Origin of the sequence: Serratia sp. J2, from assembly GCF_046269175.1 — a bacterium.
GTDB lineage: Bacteria > Pseudomonadota > Gammaproteobacteria > Enterobacterales > Enterobacteriaceae > Chania > Chania fonticola_C.
Genome location: NZ_JBKABN010000016.1, coordinates 85,975 through 101,275 on the forward strand (window position 1 = coordinate 85,975; position 15,301 = coordinate 101,275).

General features: G+C 49.3%; 12 protein-coding genes. 6 read left to right on the forward strand and 6 right to left on the reverse strand.

Annotated elements, in window-relative coordinates:
• The first annotated feature begins 197 nt into the window (after positions 1–197).
• From ACKWMY_RS17090 to ACKWMY_RS17115, 6 genes are all read left to right on the forward strand, one after another.
• Entirely contained in the window at positions 198–689 is a 492-nt protein-coding gene (locus ACKWMY_RS17090) for a hypothetical protein (protein WP_409486662.1), read from the forward strand.
• A 932-nt stretch (positions 690–1,621) separates the two neighbouring features.
• Positions 1,622–3,268: a signal transduction protein gene (locus ACKWMY_RS17095; protein WP_024530043.1), complete on the forward strand. Its 1,647-nt coding sequence runs from the start codon at positions 1,622–1,624 to the stop codon at positions 3,266–3,268.
• Positions 3,269–3,275: 7 nt separating this feature from the next.
• Positions 3,276–4,217: a dihydrodipicolinate synthase family protein gene (locus ACKWMY_RS17100; protein WP_409486663.1), complete on the forward strand. Its 942-nt coding sequence runs from the start codon at positions 3,276–3,278 to the stop codon at positions 4,215–4,217.
• Between the two features lie 14 nt (positions 4,218–4,231).
• Positions 4,232–5,275, forward strand: a complete 1,044-nt coding sequence (locus ACKWMY_RS17105; protein ID WP_409486664.1) for a sialidase family protein — start codon at positions 4,232–4,234, stop codon at positions 5,273–5,275.
• 111 nt (positions 5,276–5,386) lie between these two features.
• Positions 5,387–6,739: an MFS transporter gene (locus ACKWMY_RS17110; protein ID WP_024530046.1), complete on the forward strand. Its 1,353-nt coding sequence runs from the start codon at positions 5,387–5,389 to the stop codon at positions 6,737–6,739.
• Between the two features lie 163 nt (positions 6,740–6,902).
• A complete protein-coding gene (locus ACKWMY_RS17115) occupies positions 6,903–7,922 on the forward strand; it encodes a LacI family DNA-binding transcriptional regulator (protein ID WP_024530047.1) in 1,020 nt (339 codons plus the stop codon).
• Between the two features lie 232 nt (positions 7,923–8,154).
• Here the strand turns inward: ACKWMY_RS17115 and ACKWMY_RS17120 are convergent, their stop codons facing one another.
• The 6 genes from ACKWMY_RS17120 to ACKWMY_RS17145 form a co-directional block, all read right to left on the reverse strand.
• The gene (locus tag ACKWMY_RS17120) at positions 8,155–9,030 is read right to left on the reverse strand and encodes a LysR family transcriptional regulator (protein WP_309048121.1); all 876 of its coding nucleotides are present in this window, start codon (positions 9,028–9,030) and stop codon (positions 8,155–8,157) included.
• Between the two features lie 59 nt (positions 9,031–9,089).
• The gene (locus ACKWMY_RS17125; RefSeq protein WP_143182182.1) at positions 9,090–9,782 is read right to left on the reverse strand and encodes an MgtC/SapB family protein; all 693 of its coding nucleotides are present in this window, start codon (positions 9,780–9,782) and stop codon (positions 9,090–9,092) included.
• A 166-nt stretch (positions 9,783–9,948) separates the two neighbouring features.
• Complete coding sequence (locus ACKWMY_RS17130; protein ID WP_409486665.1) at positions 9,949–10,737, reverse strand: ABC transporter ATP-binding protein; 789 nt, start codon at positions 10,735–10,737, stop codon at positions 9,949–9,951.
• Positions 10,738–11,507: 770 nt separating this feature from the next.
• Positions 11,508–12,584 carry a porin gene (locus ACKWMY_RS17135; protein WP_409486685.1) on the reverse strand — a complete coding sequence of 359 codons (1,077 nt, stop codon included), beginning with the start codon at positions 12,582–12,584 and terminating at the stop codon, positions 11,508–11,510.
• A 46-nt stretch (positions 12,585–12,630) separates the two neighbouring features.
• Complete coding sequence (locus ACKWMY_RS17140) at positions 12,631–13,422, reverse strand: ABC transporter ATP-binding protein (RefSeq protein ID WP_074028114.1); 792 nt, start codon at positions 13,420–13,422, stop codon at positions 12,631–12,633.
• 14 nt (positions 13,423–13,436) lie between these two features.
• Positions 13,437–15,047, reverse strand: a complete 1,611-nt coding sequence (locus ACKWMY_RS17145) for an ABC transporter permease subunit (RefSeq protein ID WP_233169484.1) — start codon at positions 15,045–15,047, stop codon at positions 13,437–13,439.
• Positions 15,048–15,301 lie beyond the last annotated feature (254 nt).

Below are 15,301 nucleotides of genomic sequence, written 5' to 3' on the forward strand. Positions count from 1 at the left end.
TGGCATCACTGAAACAAGGATAGATGTTAACTGATTATATTTAAGTGATTAAATGGTGAGCATAAAATGATGGGCCGCTTCGGTGGCCCTTTTTAATTAATAATAGAGGTTTGCAGTATGATTGCTTTTTATATTAACTTTCTCGTATAATACCAGTGCTTTGACTAATTCACCCTCTTAATAAGGAAGTTAATCTCATGTCAATCGAGAACTTAACCATTCGCATCAACTGGAAAGGGCCGTATACTTTAGAACAAGTGCAGAACTCTGATATTGGTAATGGATTATATCTTTTGACTGGGAAAAGGCCTTATGAAAGAGTTAAACAAATTCAGTATTGCGGCATTACTGGAGGTTTGTTTAGGAATCGATTTAGGCGTCACCATAAGCTTGATGAAATAACAAAAGACCTTGGTATTTGGCTCGGCGAGATATCCTATCCTCTGGGATTTTCAAGAGTACATCTTGAGATAGCTGAATCTATTATCGTTTATTTTTGGCAACCAAACCTTAACGAAAGGAAAAAATATACTCCACCCCGGCCAACAGCTATCATATCAAACTGGTTTAAATGTGATAATTCTCCAAGGATAAACCAACAAGAGATTTATGCGGATCTCCCCGATGTCATTTGCTGGGATGGTGAGCTTTGGAGAACGGGCAATCTTAAAGTTTGGTCTGATAGTTAGAGCATTGACAAATAAATTAAAACCTAAAAAAAATCAATAGGGTAGGATTAAAAGATGCTCTTGGCGGGCCTGCTGGCATCTTGTAGACTGATTACAGGTGCTACACACAGGCTATCCACGTGTAGCAAAATCGGACTAACAACTTGCATCTGTGAGTGGGTTTCAAGTAGCGAGAATAGAAAGGCAACCGGTTGATTTCCATTGGAATATCAGAGTGAAAGGTTTTTCAGCCGTCGAGTGTAACAGCTCCCAGAGTTCGAATCTCTGTCCTTCCGCCAAATACAGACCCCAAGCTCGTAAGAGCTTGGGGTTTTTCGTTTGTGGCAATGTTGAGTAAGCCATTGGATGTTGACTGTAGTTACCCTTGTTTGCCTTGTGTTGAGCAGGTATTTGAGGGGGCCGTTACGGGCTTTATGCCAATACGCTAATACACCATATGCCAGCTGGTTTACGCCTGTCGCAGATCTGTCCTTCCGCACTAATTATCCTGAATAAAAATCCGCTCATCACCGCCCCTGGTTTTTCTGCTAATCGTGATTTTTTAGTTAATACAAATCAATGAATTAAATAATTCACCATGAACTGAGTCACAAATTCCATCTAAAGGCTTTGTCTGTTCTTTCTCTGGGTCATACATTGCTAACTCGAGTTAGCAATGAGGGCGGGAGCAATGCGGCAGCTGTTTTATCGTAATTGATGTCGGTGCAGAGCGAGCGTCAGAGCGCGGATATTTAACGCTGAGGGGGGAGCGTCTGGTCTTTGCTGTTCGCCCAATCAGCCAGTTTCATCCTCACACAAAGGTGGTGGAACAGTCGTAAGAGGAAATCCGGCAGGCAAAATATCAACTGTATTTGCAGATGTATCAGCATCAACAGCTGGCTGCGGATGTCATGCAGGTATGGGCTTAACTAATCAATATTAAGGAATCGAAGATGCTGACAGTAAAACTTCCATCGGCACCCGCGCCGATTGAGCCTCAACACCAAGAGATCCTGATGGTGACAAACGCCGATCTGCGCGAGTCCGCCAATCTGGCATGTTGGCCGGTACAACAGCAGTTTGAAATAAAATTGCAGGCGGCGTTGGAGCGGCATGGTTACCGTATGCGGCGTGCCCACCCGGTAGATGCTCAGCGTGGCCACGGGTTTATTAGCAACCAGCGCCAGGGTAGTGACCTGTTTGCGCAGATCGATGCTGATGCGCCAGTGATCGTGCTGTTAACCGCCTGGCAGTATTCACACCATATCGCCCCTTCACTGATCCACCACCGTGGTCCGGTGTTATTGCTGGCAAATTTTGACGGTACCTGGCCTGGCCTGGTTGGCATGCTATGTATGGCAGGTAGCTTGACCAGCTTGGGCAAGCAATATTCTCGTTTGTGGTCGGTGAATTTTGACGACGATTTATTTGAACAGGGGTTGGCAACCTGGCTACGTAACGGGGCCGTCAGTCATCCTACCGGCTACTTGCGGCCCATTGAGCCAACGCACCCGGTGATGGCCAGCGTAGCAGGCCAGCAGGGGCGGCAGGTAGGGGAATATCTGCTGCGCAACAAGGCGATTATCGGGCTGTTCGATACTTTCTGTATGGGAATGATAAATGGCGTATTCCCGCAGCAAGCGATGGTGAATATCGGTATGCCTATCGAGTCACTTTCACAATCGGCATTGCTGATCGAGATGAACAAGGTGCCGCAGGCGCTGCGCGAGGCCTGTTTGCAGTGGTATGAAGACCGTGGGATGGACTTTAAGTTGGGTAGCGACAGCCAGCAGGAGCTGACTCGTGAGCAGGTGCTGGAGCAATGCGCCATGATGATTGCCATGGCGCGCTTTGTTAAGCGTTTTGGCCTGGCTGCGGTGGGAGTGCAATATCAGCAGGGCTTGAAAGACAGCTGTGCGGCGTCAGATTTCGCTGAAGGGGCTATCGGTAATGCGGAGCGTTTCCCGATCCCAGACGAAAATGGCGAAATCATCTGGCCCGGCAAAGCCATTCCTTGCATCAACGAAGTCGATATGGGTACGGCGATCCCTCAGGCAATGCTGTGGCAGTTGCTGGATGCTTTGGGCATGCCAGCTGAAACTACGCTGCACGATATTCGCTGGGGGAGTGAGTATCAGGGCACGTTCTATTGGGATCTGGAGATTTCCGGGGCGGTGCCGTTCGCACATCTAAAAGGAGGGATCGCCGGTGCTACCGGCTATCGCCAGCCAGCGATGTTCTTCCCATATGGTGGCTCAACTATTACCGGCCAGGGCAAAGGCGGCCGCTTTATCTGGGCGCGTGCACATTATGAGGGCATTGAGGTGATTATGCACATCGGTACCGGCCACGCGGTGGAACTGCCCGAAGCCGAGTTTGAACGCCGTCGGCGGGCAACCAACTACGAGTGGCCATTATTGAATGCGGTGTTGGACGGCGTTGGGCGAGATGACCTGATGGCGGGTCACCAAAGTAATCACCTGACGGTGGCCTATGTAGAGGAAGCGGTATTGGCGGAAGTCTTCAAGGCTTTTGTGGCCCAGTCTCTGACTCAGGGGATCCGCGTGCAGGTAGCAGGCGATGCTCTCAAATTGCTGTAAGGAAACGATGATGCAAACGCGAACTGAAGCACAGAAGTACACCGGTATCTGGCCCGTGATGCTGACGCCGTTTAGCGAACGGCGGGAAATTGATTGGGGCTCACTGGAAAAACTGGTGGACTGGTATCTGGATGCGGGCGTCCACGGGCTGTTTGCTGCCTGCCAGTCGAGCGAAATGTTTTTCCTCAGCGACGGCGAAGCCCGCCAGTTAGTCAGGTTTATTGTCGAGAAGGTTGACGGCCGTGTGCCCGTGGTGGCTTCTGGCCATACCGCCAGTGGCATCAGCCAGCAACAGGAACAGCTCAACGCCATGTGTGAGACGGGGATTGATGGCCAGATCCTGATAAGCAACCGCCTGGCCCTGGCCGGGGAGCCGGACAGTCAGGTATTGGCCTCATTGCAGCAACTTACCGCCGCGCTCCCCAAGGAGATAGATCTGGGTATTTACGAGTGCCCATACCCCTTTAAACGGTTGCTATCCGATGAGGTGGTGGCCTGGTGTGCCAGCAGCGGGCGTTACACTTTTATCAAAGACACCTGCTGTTCGTTGCCCGTGATTGAGCGAAGGCTGAGCTTAAGCCAGGGTAGCCGTCTGCATCTGGCCAATGCCAATAGTCAGACCTTACTGGCCTCACTGCAGGCCGGGTGTCAGGCCTATAGCGGGGTGATGGCCAACTTCCATCCTGCGCTATATATCTGGCTGTTTGAACACTGGCGCGCCGAGCCAGAAAAAGCGGCTCAATTAGCCGACTACCTTTCTACCGCTGCGTTGGTCGAGAATCTCGATTATCCGGTGTGCGCCAAGTTTTATCAGCAACAGATAGGTAATTTCAGCGCCATCGCTTGCCGCTCTAAAAATAGCCAATCGTATCCGGAAAGTTTTTATCCCGAAGCGATTAACAGCATGCTGCGGCTCGGCGAAATGTTGCAAATTCATTTACAGCTTTGATGACGGGGAAAGCTATGTCTTTGACACTCAGGGTTCAGCAATTTTTATTGCCTCAAGACTGGTCGGGTTTTAACAACTGTCATGCCTCAACGCTACTTACCTTAACTAGTGGTGACGTGCTGGTGGCTTATTTTGCCGGGCAGAAAGAAGGTAGTAGCGATACGGCTATCTGGTTATCGCGGCAACACCAGGGAATATGGCAGACACCGCAGAGAACCATTTTCAGCGAGGGATTGGCACATTGGAATCCTGTACTGCACAAACAACAGGGAGATATCTGGCTGTTTTATAAAGTCGGCCCCAATGTCCATGAATGGAAAACCCGCTATGTGAAATCATCGGATGACGGCGTTACCTGGAGCGCACCCGCGGAATTGGTCAAGAGGGATGCTTTGCCACGCGGGCCGGTGAAAAACAAATTGTTGGTGACCAGCGACGGGTGTTGGTTGGCACCAGGGTCAACCGAAGACGATCGCCATTGGGATGCCTTTGTCGATCGTAGTGAAGATGGGGGCCAGCACTGGCAGATGGTTCAGGTGCCCATTAAGCATCAACAGCAGGCCAGCCATGATGACAGTCAGCTATGGCAAGGGTTACAGGCCGATGCCCTATGGGAAAACGATCTTGAAAGGGTTTTTCAGTGGGATGGGGTGATTCAACCTTCGCTGTGGGAATCGGCCGCAGGCCATATTCATATGTTGATGCGTAGCACTCGCGGGCGCGTTTATCGCAGTGATTCTACGGATAACGGTAAAAGTTGGTGCGCGGCCTACGCTACCTGCCTGCCCAATAATAACAGCGGTATCGATCTGGTACGCGCGGCTCAGGGCGTCCTGGTACTTGCCTATAACCCGATCGAAGGCAATTGGGGTCGGCGTTTCCCGATTTCACTCAGTCTGTCGTTTGATAACGGTGAGCACTGGTCAACCCCGCTGGATGTAGAGAGCGGGGAAGGGGAGTTTTCTTACCCCGCAATCATTTTTGAGGGGGATACTTTGCACCTCACTTACACCTGGAACCGAAAAAATATCGTCTACTGCGCATTGCATCTGGCTTGAAGCAGCCCGGACGAACCATAACAGTACCCTACAACATTCGCCGGCTGTAAGCAGTGCGGTGACGCCAGAGTGCCTAAAACGTTCTGGCGCGACTCAATGAGGTAGTATGCCATGTCAGTTTCTCTGGATATGCCTGTAACACAAAAAGCCGTACTGGATAAATCCAGTATTCGCCGCGTAGTGGTGTCTAGCTGGATTGGTAACACCATCGAATACTATGATTTCCTGCTGTATGGCCTGGCGAGTGCGTTAGTTTTCAGTAAGGTTTTCTTCCCCAACGTCAGCCCTCTGACCGCGATGCTGGCCTCTTTCGCCACCTTCGGGGTGGGCTTTGTTGCCCGCCCGCTGGGCGGAGTATTCTTCGGTCACATGGGGGATACGCTCGGGCGTAAAATTACCCTGTTAATCACGCTGGGCGGTATGGGGGCTGCGACCTTCCTGATTGGTTGCCTGCCCTCATATAACAGTATCGGGATCTGGGCACCGATTTTGCTGGTGGTGCTGCGCTTCGTACAGGGTTTTCTGGTCGGTGGTGAATGGGGCGGTGCGATGTTGATGGTGGTCGAGAGTGCTCCCGCCAATCGCCGTGGGCTGCTCGGTTCAATCCCACAGACCGGGGGGTTCTCTGGTCAGTTACTGGCTACCGGGATATTTGCGCTAGTGACCCAGTTACCGGAAGAACAGCTGTTGTCCTGGGGATGGCGTATTCCATTTATGCTGAGCGTCGTTTTGGTGCTGGTGGGCATGTACATGCGCCGTCGCCTGGATGAAACGCCGGTGTTCCAGGAAGTGCAAAGACAGCAGAAATTGAATCCGAAAAAGGTTGTGCAAAAAGAAGAGAGCCCGGTGATCACGGTGGTCCGCGACCAGTGGCGCAGTATTCTGCTGATTATGGTGCTGCGCTTCGCCGAAAGCGTGCCGTTCTTCATGACCACGGTATTTGCAGTGTCCTACGCTACCACTCAGCTTGGGGTCGATAAACAGACCATGCTGAACGTGATTATGTCCACCTGCGTGCTGGCGTTCCCGATGCATATGCTGTTCGGCGCTTTGTCCGATAAGGTTGGCCGACGCCCGGTATACATTTTCGGTGCACTCTTTGCCGCAGCAATGGCCTTCCCCTTCTTCTGGTTACTGGAAAGCGGCTCTTTCGTACTGATGGTGCTGGGCTATATCCTGCTGATTAACATTGCCCATAACTCGATTAACGCCGTACAGCCTTCTTTCTTCACGGAGCTGTTTGGCCCAAAAGTCCGTTACAGCGGGGCATCGATTGGCGCACAGCTGGGGGCCATTGTTGCCGGAGGCTTCACGCCGTTTATTGCTAAAGGATTAACGGCAATCGATAACAATGACTGGACACTGGTTGCCTGCTATGTGGTCATTGCGGCACTGGTCGCGGCCTATGCCGCCTGGCGGGCGCCAGAAACCTCCAGACGTGATCTGACGAAAGATACGCTGTAATCCGCAACCTGCCAGGGCGACTACGCCGCTCTGGCAGGTATCTTTCAACCACCAATTTGTGCCCCGCCGGTGTTTGCTCATACCGCTAGATCCCGCGCTGACTCGAAGTAGCTAAGTCTGATAGACTAGAGTTCTTGATTGTTTTTCATGGATGCTGTTGCTCATGGCTAAAACAGTAGAGCAAATTGCCACTGCACTGAATATCTCCATCACAACCGTCCGTCTGGTGCTGAATAATAAAGCGCAACAATACCGTATCAGCAGCAAGACCCAGGCTCGCATCAATGCATACGTGGCCGAACATGGCTACACCGTTAACCATACGGCTCGCAGCCTCAAACTGAATAAAACCGAAACGCTTGGGTTAATCATTCCACGGTTATCTAACGTATTTTTCTCAACGCTGGCCGAAAAACTGGAAATCCGCTGCCGTGAGGCGGGCTATCAATTGATGATCTGCTGTACCTATAGCGATTTGAAACATGAGAACAGGCTGGTGGAAGCCTTGGTAGCACGCAACGTGGACGGCTTGTTTGTGGTGCCTTCCTCGCTGCAATCGCAGAAACACCATATGAAACGCTCAACCAAACCTTTGGTATTGCTGGACCGAGACTTTGGCATACCCGACGTATCGCTGGTGGTGAGTGATAATCAGCGCGGCAGCGCCGCGCTGACCGAAGCGATGTTTGACGCGGGCCAGATGCCACTGTTTTTCATGGCCGGTGACGTCGGCCAACCGACGATCAAAGAGCGTATGAGTGGCTATGAGGCGGTGCTGGCTACGCGAGGTATTGCAGATACGCGCCAATGGATAATGGAGGCGGCGCATAACCGCCGGGAAGATGGCGAAATGCTGATGCGTACTTTTCTGGAACATCATCACTCAGCGCCGCCTGCGTTTATTGCTTCCTCGCTGCCGGTGCTGGAAGGGGCATTAAGCGTGCTGCGCTCGCATTTTGGCTATATTCCTTCGGAAATTAATATTGGAACTTTCGACGAACACCCGATGCTAGGATTTTTATCCAATAACATCTGGTCGGTACGCCAAAATGAGGATGCCTGGGTCGAAAAGGCGTTTGGAGCCATGCAGCAGGCGTTAAAAGGAGAAGGGCAAAGTCAGCGGGCGATTATCCCCATGACGCTGCTACACCGACAGCGAGCCAACCAAAGCCGAGAGGTTTAACTTTTAGGCGTGCCATTATTTAACGGTGAACGCCGCGGCGTTAGGCAACATTAACCTCATTAATGCCCCCAGATTGACGAGAGTTCTGTTGTAGGCCGCCCAGTTGTTGTTTTTAAATTTTTTGCCACGGGACACCGCTACAGGATCAGGAATGTGGTGTTCTGATCCTGATTGCAGTCAGAAGTTCGATTTAATCAACAAAGCCAACTGGAAGAGGACGTTTACCTGTCGTTCACATCGCCATCAGGATCTCGGTAAAATCGTTAGTAATGGATGATGTCATGGGCTCGTCACGTTGAATAATATAAAAGCATGCGCTGATATTGATATCTTCAGCAGATATTTTCTTGAGGTTCAGCTGCGGGCTGTATTGTGTCACGATACGATCGCTTAATAGCGCGCGATAACCCTGTTGTTTCACTAGGCACCAGGTGGCGAGGAAAGAATCAGTTTCCACGACATGACCCTGCTGCGTGCACGGGAAAGAGGAGTCTTGCATTGCTAAACGGCCAGCAGTACAGGAATGTGGGACTACCCACTTGGTTTCGTCCAGCGGCAGCTCATCAGGGGATTGATTGTTCCCTTGATAAAGCGAAAACGTTTCACACTTAAAGTCCTGCGTTACCAGATCGACACAGTTAATCCCCTCGCTGAGGTTACAGACCACCAGATCCAATTCGTTATTTCTCAACTTGGCGACCAACCCTTCGGGGCAATCCTCAATCACGACAATACGGGTGTGTGGATAACGCTGATTAAAGATCTCAAGGGCGTCGGGGAGATAACATAGCAATGGATAGGTGCTCATGCCAAGGCGCAAGAATTTCTCTCCGGTTTCTTGCAGTCCACGGAATTCATAAATGGTATTTCTTAACTCATTGGTGATAGCGTCAATGCGTTGAAAAAAAGCTTCACCTACCGCCGTGAGCCGAACACCACGGTTGCTGCGTTCCAATAGACGCGATCCAATATTTTCTTCAAGTTCTTTAATAATACGGCTGAGTGTCGGTTGTGAAATAGCCAGTTTTTTTGATGTTTCATGTAAACTACCGCAATAAACAATTTCTTTAAAGGTAGTCAGGTGGGATAATTTCGGCATACTTTTCATAATAAGTCTCTTCATTCATATTTTAATCAGCTGTGTAAAAGGGGCCTGCATGACGTTTTTTAACCAGAGCCACAAATTCGGCTATAATAGGCCTGCTTCATCATGCTATCGCCAAGTAAAGTATTGACGGTTTTATCAAGTACCGTAGTAGTGACAGAGGCGGGCATGAGAGTTGCGGTGATCTCCACGTCATCATCGCCAAAAGGCTCGATATCCAGGTGCGAGATAAAGCAGTTTTCGGCTTGCATCACCTGTTTGAATTTGGCTAACGCTTCGCGCTGCTCGTGTTCAAATGCAATAACGCAGATCTGGTAGGTAGATTCACCGTTAACATCGCTGAAGGGTTGCTTGTTGACCATATTGACGATCGGGCGCAGCAGTGTGTTGGCAGCCAGCACGTATAAGGTAGCGGCCAGTGCATCTCCATATAATGCACAACCCGCACAGGTACCAACGGCTGCCGACCCCCAAAGCGTAGCTGCTGTGTTCAGGCCGCGGATATTCATTCCTTCTTTCATGATTGCCCCGGCCCCAAGAAAACCGACGCCAGAAACCACATAAGAAATCACTCTTACCGCACCCCCACTGCCATCAATGGTCATAGCCAGATGTACAAAAATAGCTGCGCTGGTGGCAACAAGCGTATTGGTGCGTAACCCGGCGGTGCGTTGCCGGAACTGTCTTTCATAGCCAATAATTGCGCCAAGTAACGATGCCGTTGACAACGTTAATAATGTTTGAAAAAAATGCATGATAAAACTCAACATGGTATCTGCTTATCATGAAACACCGAATAAAAGGTAACTCTTGATAAACAGGTAGTTAAAATGGCAGACTTTTCATCTGCCAGTCAGCGATTAAAATTCGATATTATGCCTTGGCAGACGCGGATCAGCGGCGTTTACACAGGGCTTGGCTTTAATAGGCCGAAGTGGCAATTTGCTGGCTTAGCTCCGCGCTGATTTCTTCGATCAGGCTTTGCATTGAGCGTTTGTTCCGCTCTTCACGCCGCAGGGTGATTTCATAATTGCCAGTAACGGTAGCGGGTTCTGAACCAAGCAAAATAATCCGATCTGACATCATTACGGCTTCTGTTACGCTGTGGGTTACTAAAATCATGGAGCGAGTTTTTATTTGCCGCGTCGACCAAATCTGCATTAGGTCACTGCGCAGATTTTCTCCGGTATAAATATCCAGGGAAGAGAAAGGCTCATCCAGTAACAGCAATTCAGGTTCGACGACGAGTGCACGGGCAAACCCAACCCGTTGGCGCATACCACCGGAAAGTTCTCGTGGGAAAGCATTGCGATACTTTTCCAGACCAATCAGGTTCAGCATTTTTATCACCTGTTTGTCGATGGTGTCTTGGGAATAATGCTGTGCCTGCAATCCAAAGGCGATGTTTTGATAGACGGTTAACCAAGGGAAAATAGCAAAGTTCTGGAAAACCATATTGATTTGTGGGTTAGGGCCTGAGACTTTGTCCTCACCCAGCATGACATCACCAAAATCAGGAGATATCAAACCTGAGATGATCCGCAGTAGAGTGGATTTGCCCGATCCGGACTTTCCTAATACGCTGATCACTTCATTGTCATAGACTTTGAGGTCGATATCACTAAGGACCAAATGTGATTTTTGGGCCGTAGGTTGGAAGCTCTTGCTAACGTTGCTGACAGTAAGTAATACTTTTTTCTTGGCCATCATATTTCCTTGGTTATATTTAAAAATTGGCGAATAGGATATGCCGCTGAGTTTTGCACAGGAACATCCAGACGTGAAAATTTACACGGGAGAATGCCAGCGGCCTTATTGGTCTGATTAATAAGTTGAATTCTGGCTATTGAGAGGTGCTGTCAGCTAGGGATCGCCTAGTATAAGGCGCTGAAGGAAGTAAGAATAAAGTGCAGTTGTGACGTGAGTACGTCACATCCGGATACTATTCAGGACGCAGTAAAATGACTATTGCGCCTAAGCCTCCAGCAGGCTCAACAAACCAATGAATAACGAACCGTCGGTGTCCATAATTTTATCCTGTATCAAATCGGAGTCTCATAGTACCCACAAGGCTCTGGAAGCTCAATAACTGAGTGGTATTTTAGAACTGCAAAATGTAATTTAATATTAATGGGTGTCGCAAGGGTTGTTTAAACTAAACATAGCGTCAACGAGGTTGTAGTTTAAATACGTGGCTGGCTATAAATCCCGAAGAAATGGGAGTGAAACTAAACCGTTAAATGATTGCAATGCAGTCAATGTGGTGATTATTCTCTTTGGCTTCGCTATGATAAATACTATAATTTCAGAGGGAAATGCCGATTGGCAATGCGGAATGCAGAAAAAACGGCTAGCATGATTGTATTCACTGTTTTTAACTTTCATTCATCTGTCCGCTTGCTGCCTTTTATCCGTTCAAAAACGATAAAAAAGCCCAATGAGGCCAAACCTCATTGGGCATGTGTTTCAGTGCTAACTTCTCAGAACTGGTACATAATCCCCGTCTCGACGACATCATCTGCACTTAAACCGGCCGCATTGTGTTTATCCAGCAGGTTCAGTTTGTACTCAACATAGGTCGACATATTGGCATTGAAGCTATAACCCAGCGCCATATCTATATACTTGACCAGATCGGTATCACCGATGCCACGCAGGTCACGCCCACGTGATTGCAAATAGGCAAGAGAAGGGGTGATGCCAGAATCAAAGTGATACTGCGCCACGGCCTCGACGGCATCGGCCTTTGGTGCAAAGCCGGTGTAGTTGCCACCATCCACGTAGGTCATGTTCTGAGTGCGGGTATAGTTTGCTGCCAGATAGAGGTTATCCCGATCGTACTTCAGGCCTAGAGTCCAGGCTCTGGCACGATCGCCATTGGCCAGACCAAAGCTACGCTGTGCCTGTGTACGATCCGAATTGGCGTAGGCACCGCCAGCACTTAGCCCCCAACCCATGTCGTAGGTCGTGGAGAAGGAATATCCATCGCCGTTTTGTGTCTGTAGGTCTTGCGTGCGATGAGCGTCGTCCCCCCGATTCTTTCCCTGATATTGCATGCCGATATTCAGGCCATCAATAATCCCTCCCAAACCCTGATTATGATAGGTCAACATCCCGTTGCCCCGGCTGGTCATAAAGTTGTCAGCAGCTTCATAACTGTCATTACCAAACTCGGGTAATACATCGGTCCAGCTTCCCACATCATAGAGTAAACCGTAGTTGCGCCCATAGCTGATGCTGCCAAACGGGCCGAATTTCACCCCGGCAAAACCCAACCGCGTATAGTTACCACTTTGCTCGCCGTTTTCCGCTTCGTTCAGCCCAATCTGATATTCCCATTGGCCGTATCCTATGATGTCATCATTAATTTGTGTTTCACCTTTAAAGCCAAAGCGAGTGTAGGACTGATCCCCGCTGCTGCCAGCATTATCACTGAAATAATGAACGCCATTAATCTGCCCATATAAATCCAATTTATTGCCGTCTTTATTTACGATTTCTGCGGCCAACGTGGTGCTGGCTACTGGCAATAGTAGCCCCAATACAGCCAAGTGCATTTTATTTTTCATTTCAATAACCTGATGTTAATAAATACGTTGAAAGTTATGACGCTTTTTGTGATATCGCAATTTTCTTATACAAACGATCGCTGGTTTCATCAATAATGGATGCCATATTCTGCCTGCCCCGTGATCCTCGTGGTCTGTCGATAACGATCTCATCGGTGATCTGTCGGCTATTGGCATCCATAATGACGACTCGATCGGACATCATGACCGCCTCTTCTATGTCATGGCTCACCATGACGATGGCGCTGGTATTATTTTTTTTGCTCGTCCAGATATTCATTAAATCCATCCGCAGTTTCTGCGCGGTGAAGATATCAAGAGAAGAAAAGGGTTCATCCAACAGTAAAACTTTGGGCTCCACGGCTAATGCTCGGGCAAAACCTACGCGCTGGCGCATACCACCGGAAAGTTCACGGGGCCAGGCTTTCTCATACCCATTCAAGCCAACCAGCGTGAGTAATGCTTTCAGCTTTTTGTCGATCAAGGGCGCTGGCAAGTCTTGCGCGAGCAGGCCAAAGGCGATGTTGTCATACACTGTGAGCCACGGATAAAGAGCATAAGACTGGAATACCATGCTGATATCGGCATCGGGTCCTTCGATAGGTTTTCCAGCCAGCGATACCGTGCCGGTATCAGGGAAAATAAGGCCGGCAAATATGCGCATCAACGTTGATTTACCAGAACCTGACTGCCCAAGGATCGTAACGAATTCACCCTTGTGAATATTCAGATTCACGTCGCGCAGAACTTCCTTAGGGAGCTTGTTTTCTCCAATGAAGGCTTTGTTTACCTGCTTGGCGCTGAGCACCACTTCTTGAATAGTCATTTAATTTTCCCACGTTAATCATATTTGAATTTGGTTTCTGCTACGCGATACAGCGGCTGCCAGATAAAGATTACGCATAACGCCACCAGCGAGCACATGGCAGCACAGCCCAGCGCGGATTCCGGGTTTTTACCAGCATCGGTCACGACTGAAATAAAAGCGCCTAGCCCGGTAGTACTGATCGTGGTAGCTCCCCACTGAATGACCTCTGCTGCAATGGCGCTATTCCAGGCACCGCCTGCTGCAGAAATAATGCCGGTAACGATGTAGGGGAAAATCGCGGGCAGCATATAGTAACGCCACCATTTGAAACTCCGTAAACCGAAGGTTTCGCTGACTTCGGTGATATGTGATGGGATTGCCGTGACGCCAGCAATGACGTTAAACAACACGTACCACTGCGTGCCGAGCATGATCATTGGAATCGCCCACCAGCCAAGGTCCTGATGATAAACAGCGATAAAAGCGGCGATCAGAGGATAGAAAATATTCGGCGGGATAGCAGCCAGGATTTGAATGATCGGTTGGAAGAATTTCACCAGGCGTGGATTCATGCCTATCCAGACGCCGAGTGGGGTGAAAATCACGATACTGAGCACCATTGCAGCCACTACACGCGCAGTCGTCAGCAGCATCCATTCAGGCATCATGGCGAAGTATTGCTTTGGGAAATACTCCCACAGTTGATAACCGAACCAGGCACAGGCCATGACCACCGCGAGATACCAAGTACTGCGCCACAGCCAGTTGGCTTTGGCGGTGATACGAAACAGCTTGTGCAAGCCAAGGCCGTACCAGATCTGCGGCAGTTTAAACAGCCATAAATCAGCCAGCATACGCAGGGCTGCTGACAACATTGATCCTATATGGGAATCGCTCAGGCAGTTATAAAACCATGAGCTGCCCTCAGTTTTATTGGCGGTAACATCTTCGTATTTGAAACGGGAGGTATAGCGAACCAACGGGCGGAAAACCAATTGGTCGAGCACGATAATATTGGCTGCCAATGTGATCACGGCAAACAGAATAGCGTGCAGGTTTTGCTGCGCCAGCGCTTCGGCAATATAGGAGCCTACACCAGGCAACTCCACTGATTTATCGCTGACCGGGATAGCCTCCGACGCCACCAGAGCGAACCATGCAGCCGATTGTGACACCATGGCATTCCACAATAACCCGGGTACGGAATAGATAAACTCTAACCGCCAGAAGCGTTGCCATGGATTGTAGTTGAAACTGCGTGCGGCTTCATCCAGTTCACTTGGAACGATACGCAGCGTCTGGTACAGCGTTAACATCATATTCCATGCCTGGCCGGTAAATACCGCAAAGATAGCGGTACACTCCAGCCCCATTACGCTGTGTGGGTACAGGTCAAGAAAATATACCGTGGTGAAGGTTAAAAAACCCACCAAAGGTACTGACTCCATAAAGTTGACGAAAGGTAATATCACCCTGCGTAATGGCACATAGCGAGCTGCTAAGACGGCAAAGACAATGGAGAATAACAATGACCAAATCATGCCGATCGCAAACCGCATTGTCGTTCTTAGTGAGTAATAGAAAAGATTCCAGGTGTCCAGACTAATGGTGCCCACGCTGTGTTCATCGAACGAGCCGTGCATGTCCCCCCAGGCACGGATAAGAAAGACGATGACCAATGATGCTATTACAAAAACAATGAGGTCATTTAGATAGTACTTTCTAGAAATAGATGTACTTCTGCTTTTTTGCATAATGCCAATCCCATAAATTTCTCAAAAAACCGGCGGGAACGTCAGCTTAATTAAGCCGAGCGCCTCCGTTTTAAACAAGCATATAGCTTGAGATAAATTAATTTGCTGATTGTTACGCTGATGGTGAACGATGAATACTACAG

Bases quoted from the DNA above. Each gene is read 5' to 3' on its own strand.
- ACKWMY_RS17090 (WP_409486662.1), top strand. From the start codon at position 198: ATGTCAATCGAGAACTTAACCATTCGCATCAACTGGAAAGGGCCGTAT.
- ACKWMY_RS17095 (WP_024530043.1), top strand. From the start codon at position 1,622: ATGCTGACAGTAAAACTTCCATCGGCACCCGCGCCGATTGAGCCTCAA.
- ACKWMY_RS17100 (WP_409486663.1), top strand. From the start codon at position 3,276: ATGATGCAAACGCGAACTGAAGCACAGAAGTACACCGGTATCTGGCCC.
- ACKWMY_RS17105 (WP_409486664.1), top strand. From the start codon at position 4,232: ATGTCTTTGACACTCAGGGTTCAGCAATTTTTATTGCCTCAAGACTGG.
- ACKWMY_RS17110 (WP_024530046.1), top strand. From the start codon at position 5,387: ATGTCAGTTTCTCTGGATATGCCTGTAACACAAAAAGCCGTACTGGAT.
- ACKWMY_RS17115 (WP_024530047.1), top strand. From the start codon at position 6,903: ATGGCTAAAACAGTAGAGCAAATTGCCACTGCACTGAATATCTCCATC.
- ACKWMY_RS17120 (WP_309048121.1), bottom strand. From the start codon at position 9,030: ATGAAAAGTATGCCGAAATTATCCCACCTGACTACCTTTAAAGAAATT.
- ACKWMY_RS17125 (WP_143182182.1), bottom strand. From the start codon at position 9,782: ATGCATTTTTTTCAAACATTATTAACGTTGTCAACGGCATCGTTACTT.
- ACKWMY_RS17130 (WP_409486665.1), bottom strand. From the start codon at position 10,737: ATGATGGCCAAGAAAAAAGTATTACTTACTGTCAGCAACGTTAGCAAG.
- ACKWMY_RS17135 (WP_409486685.1), bottom strand. From the start codon at position 12,584: ATGCACTTGGCTGTATTGGGGCTACTATTGCCAGTAGCCAGCACCACG.
- ACKWMY_RS17140 (WP_074028114.1), bottom strand. From the start codon at position 13,422: ATGACTATTCAAGAAGTGGTGCTCAGCGCCAAGCAGGTAAACAAAGCC.
- ACKWMY_RS17145 (WP_233169484.1), bottom strand. From the start codon at position 15,047: ATGCACGGCTCGTTCGATGAACACAGCGTGGGCACCATTAGTCTGGAC.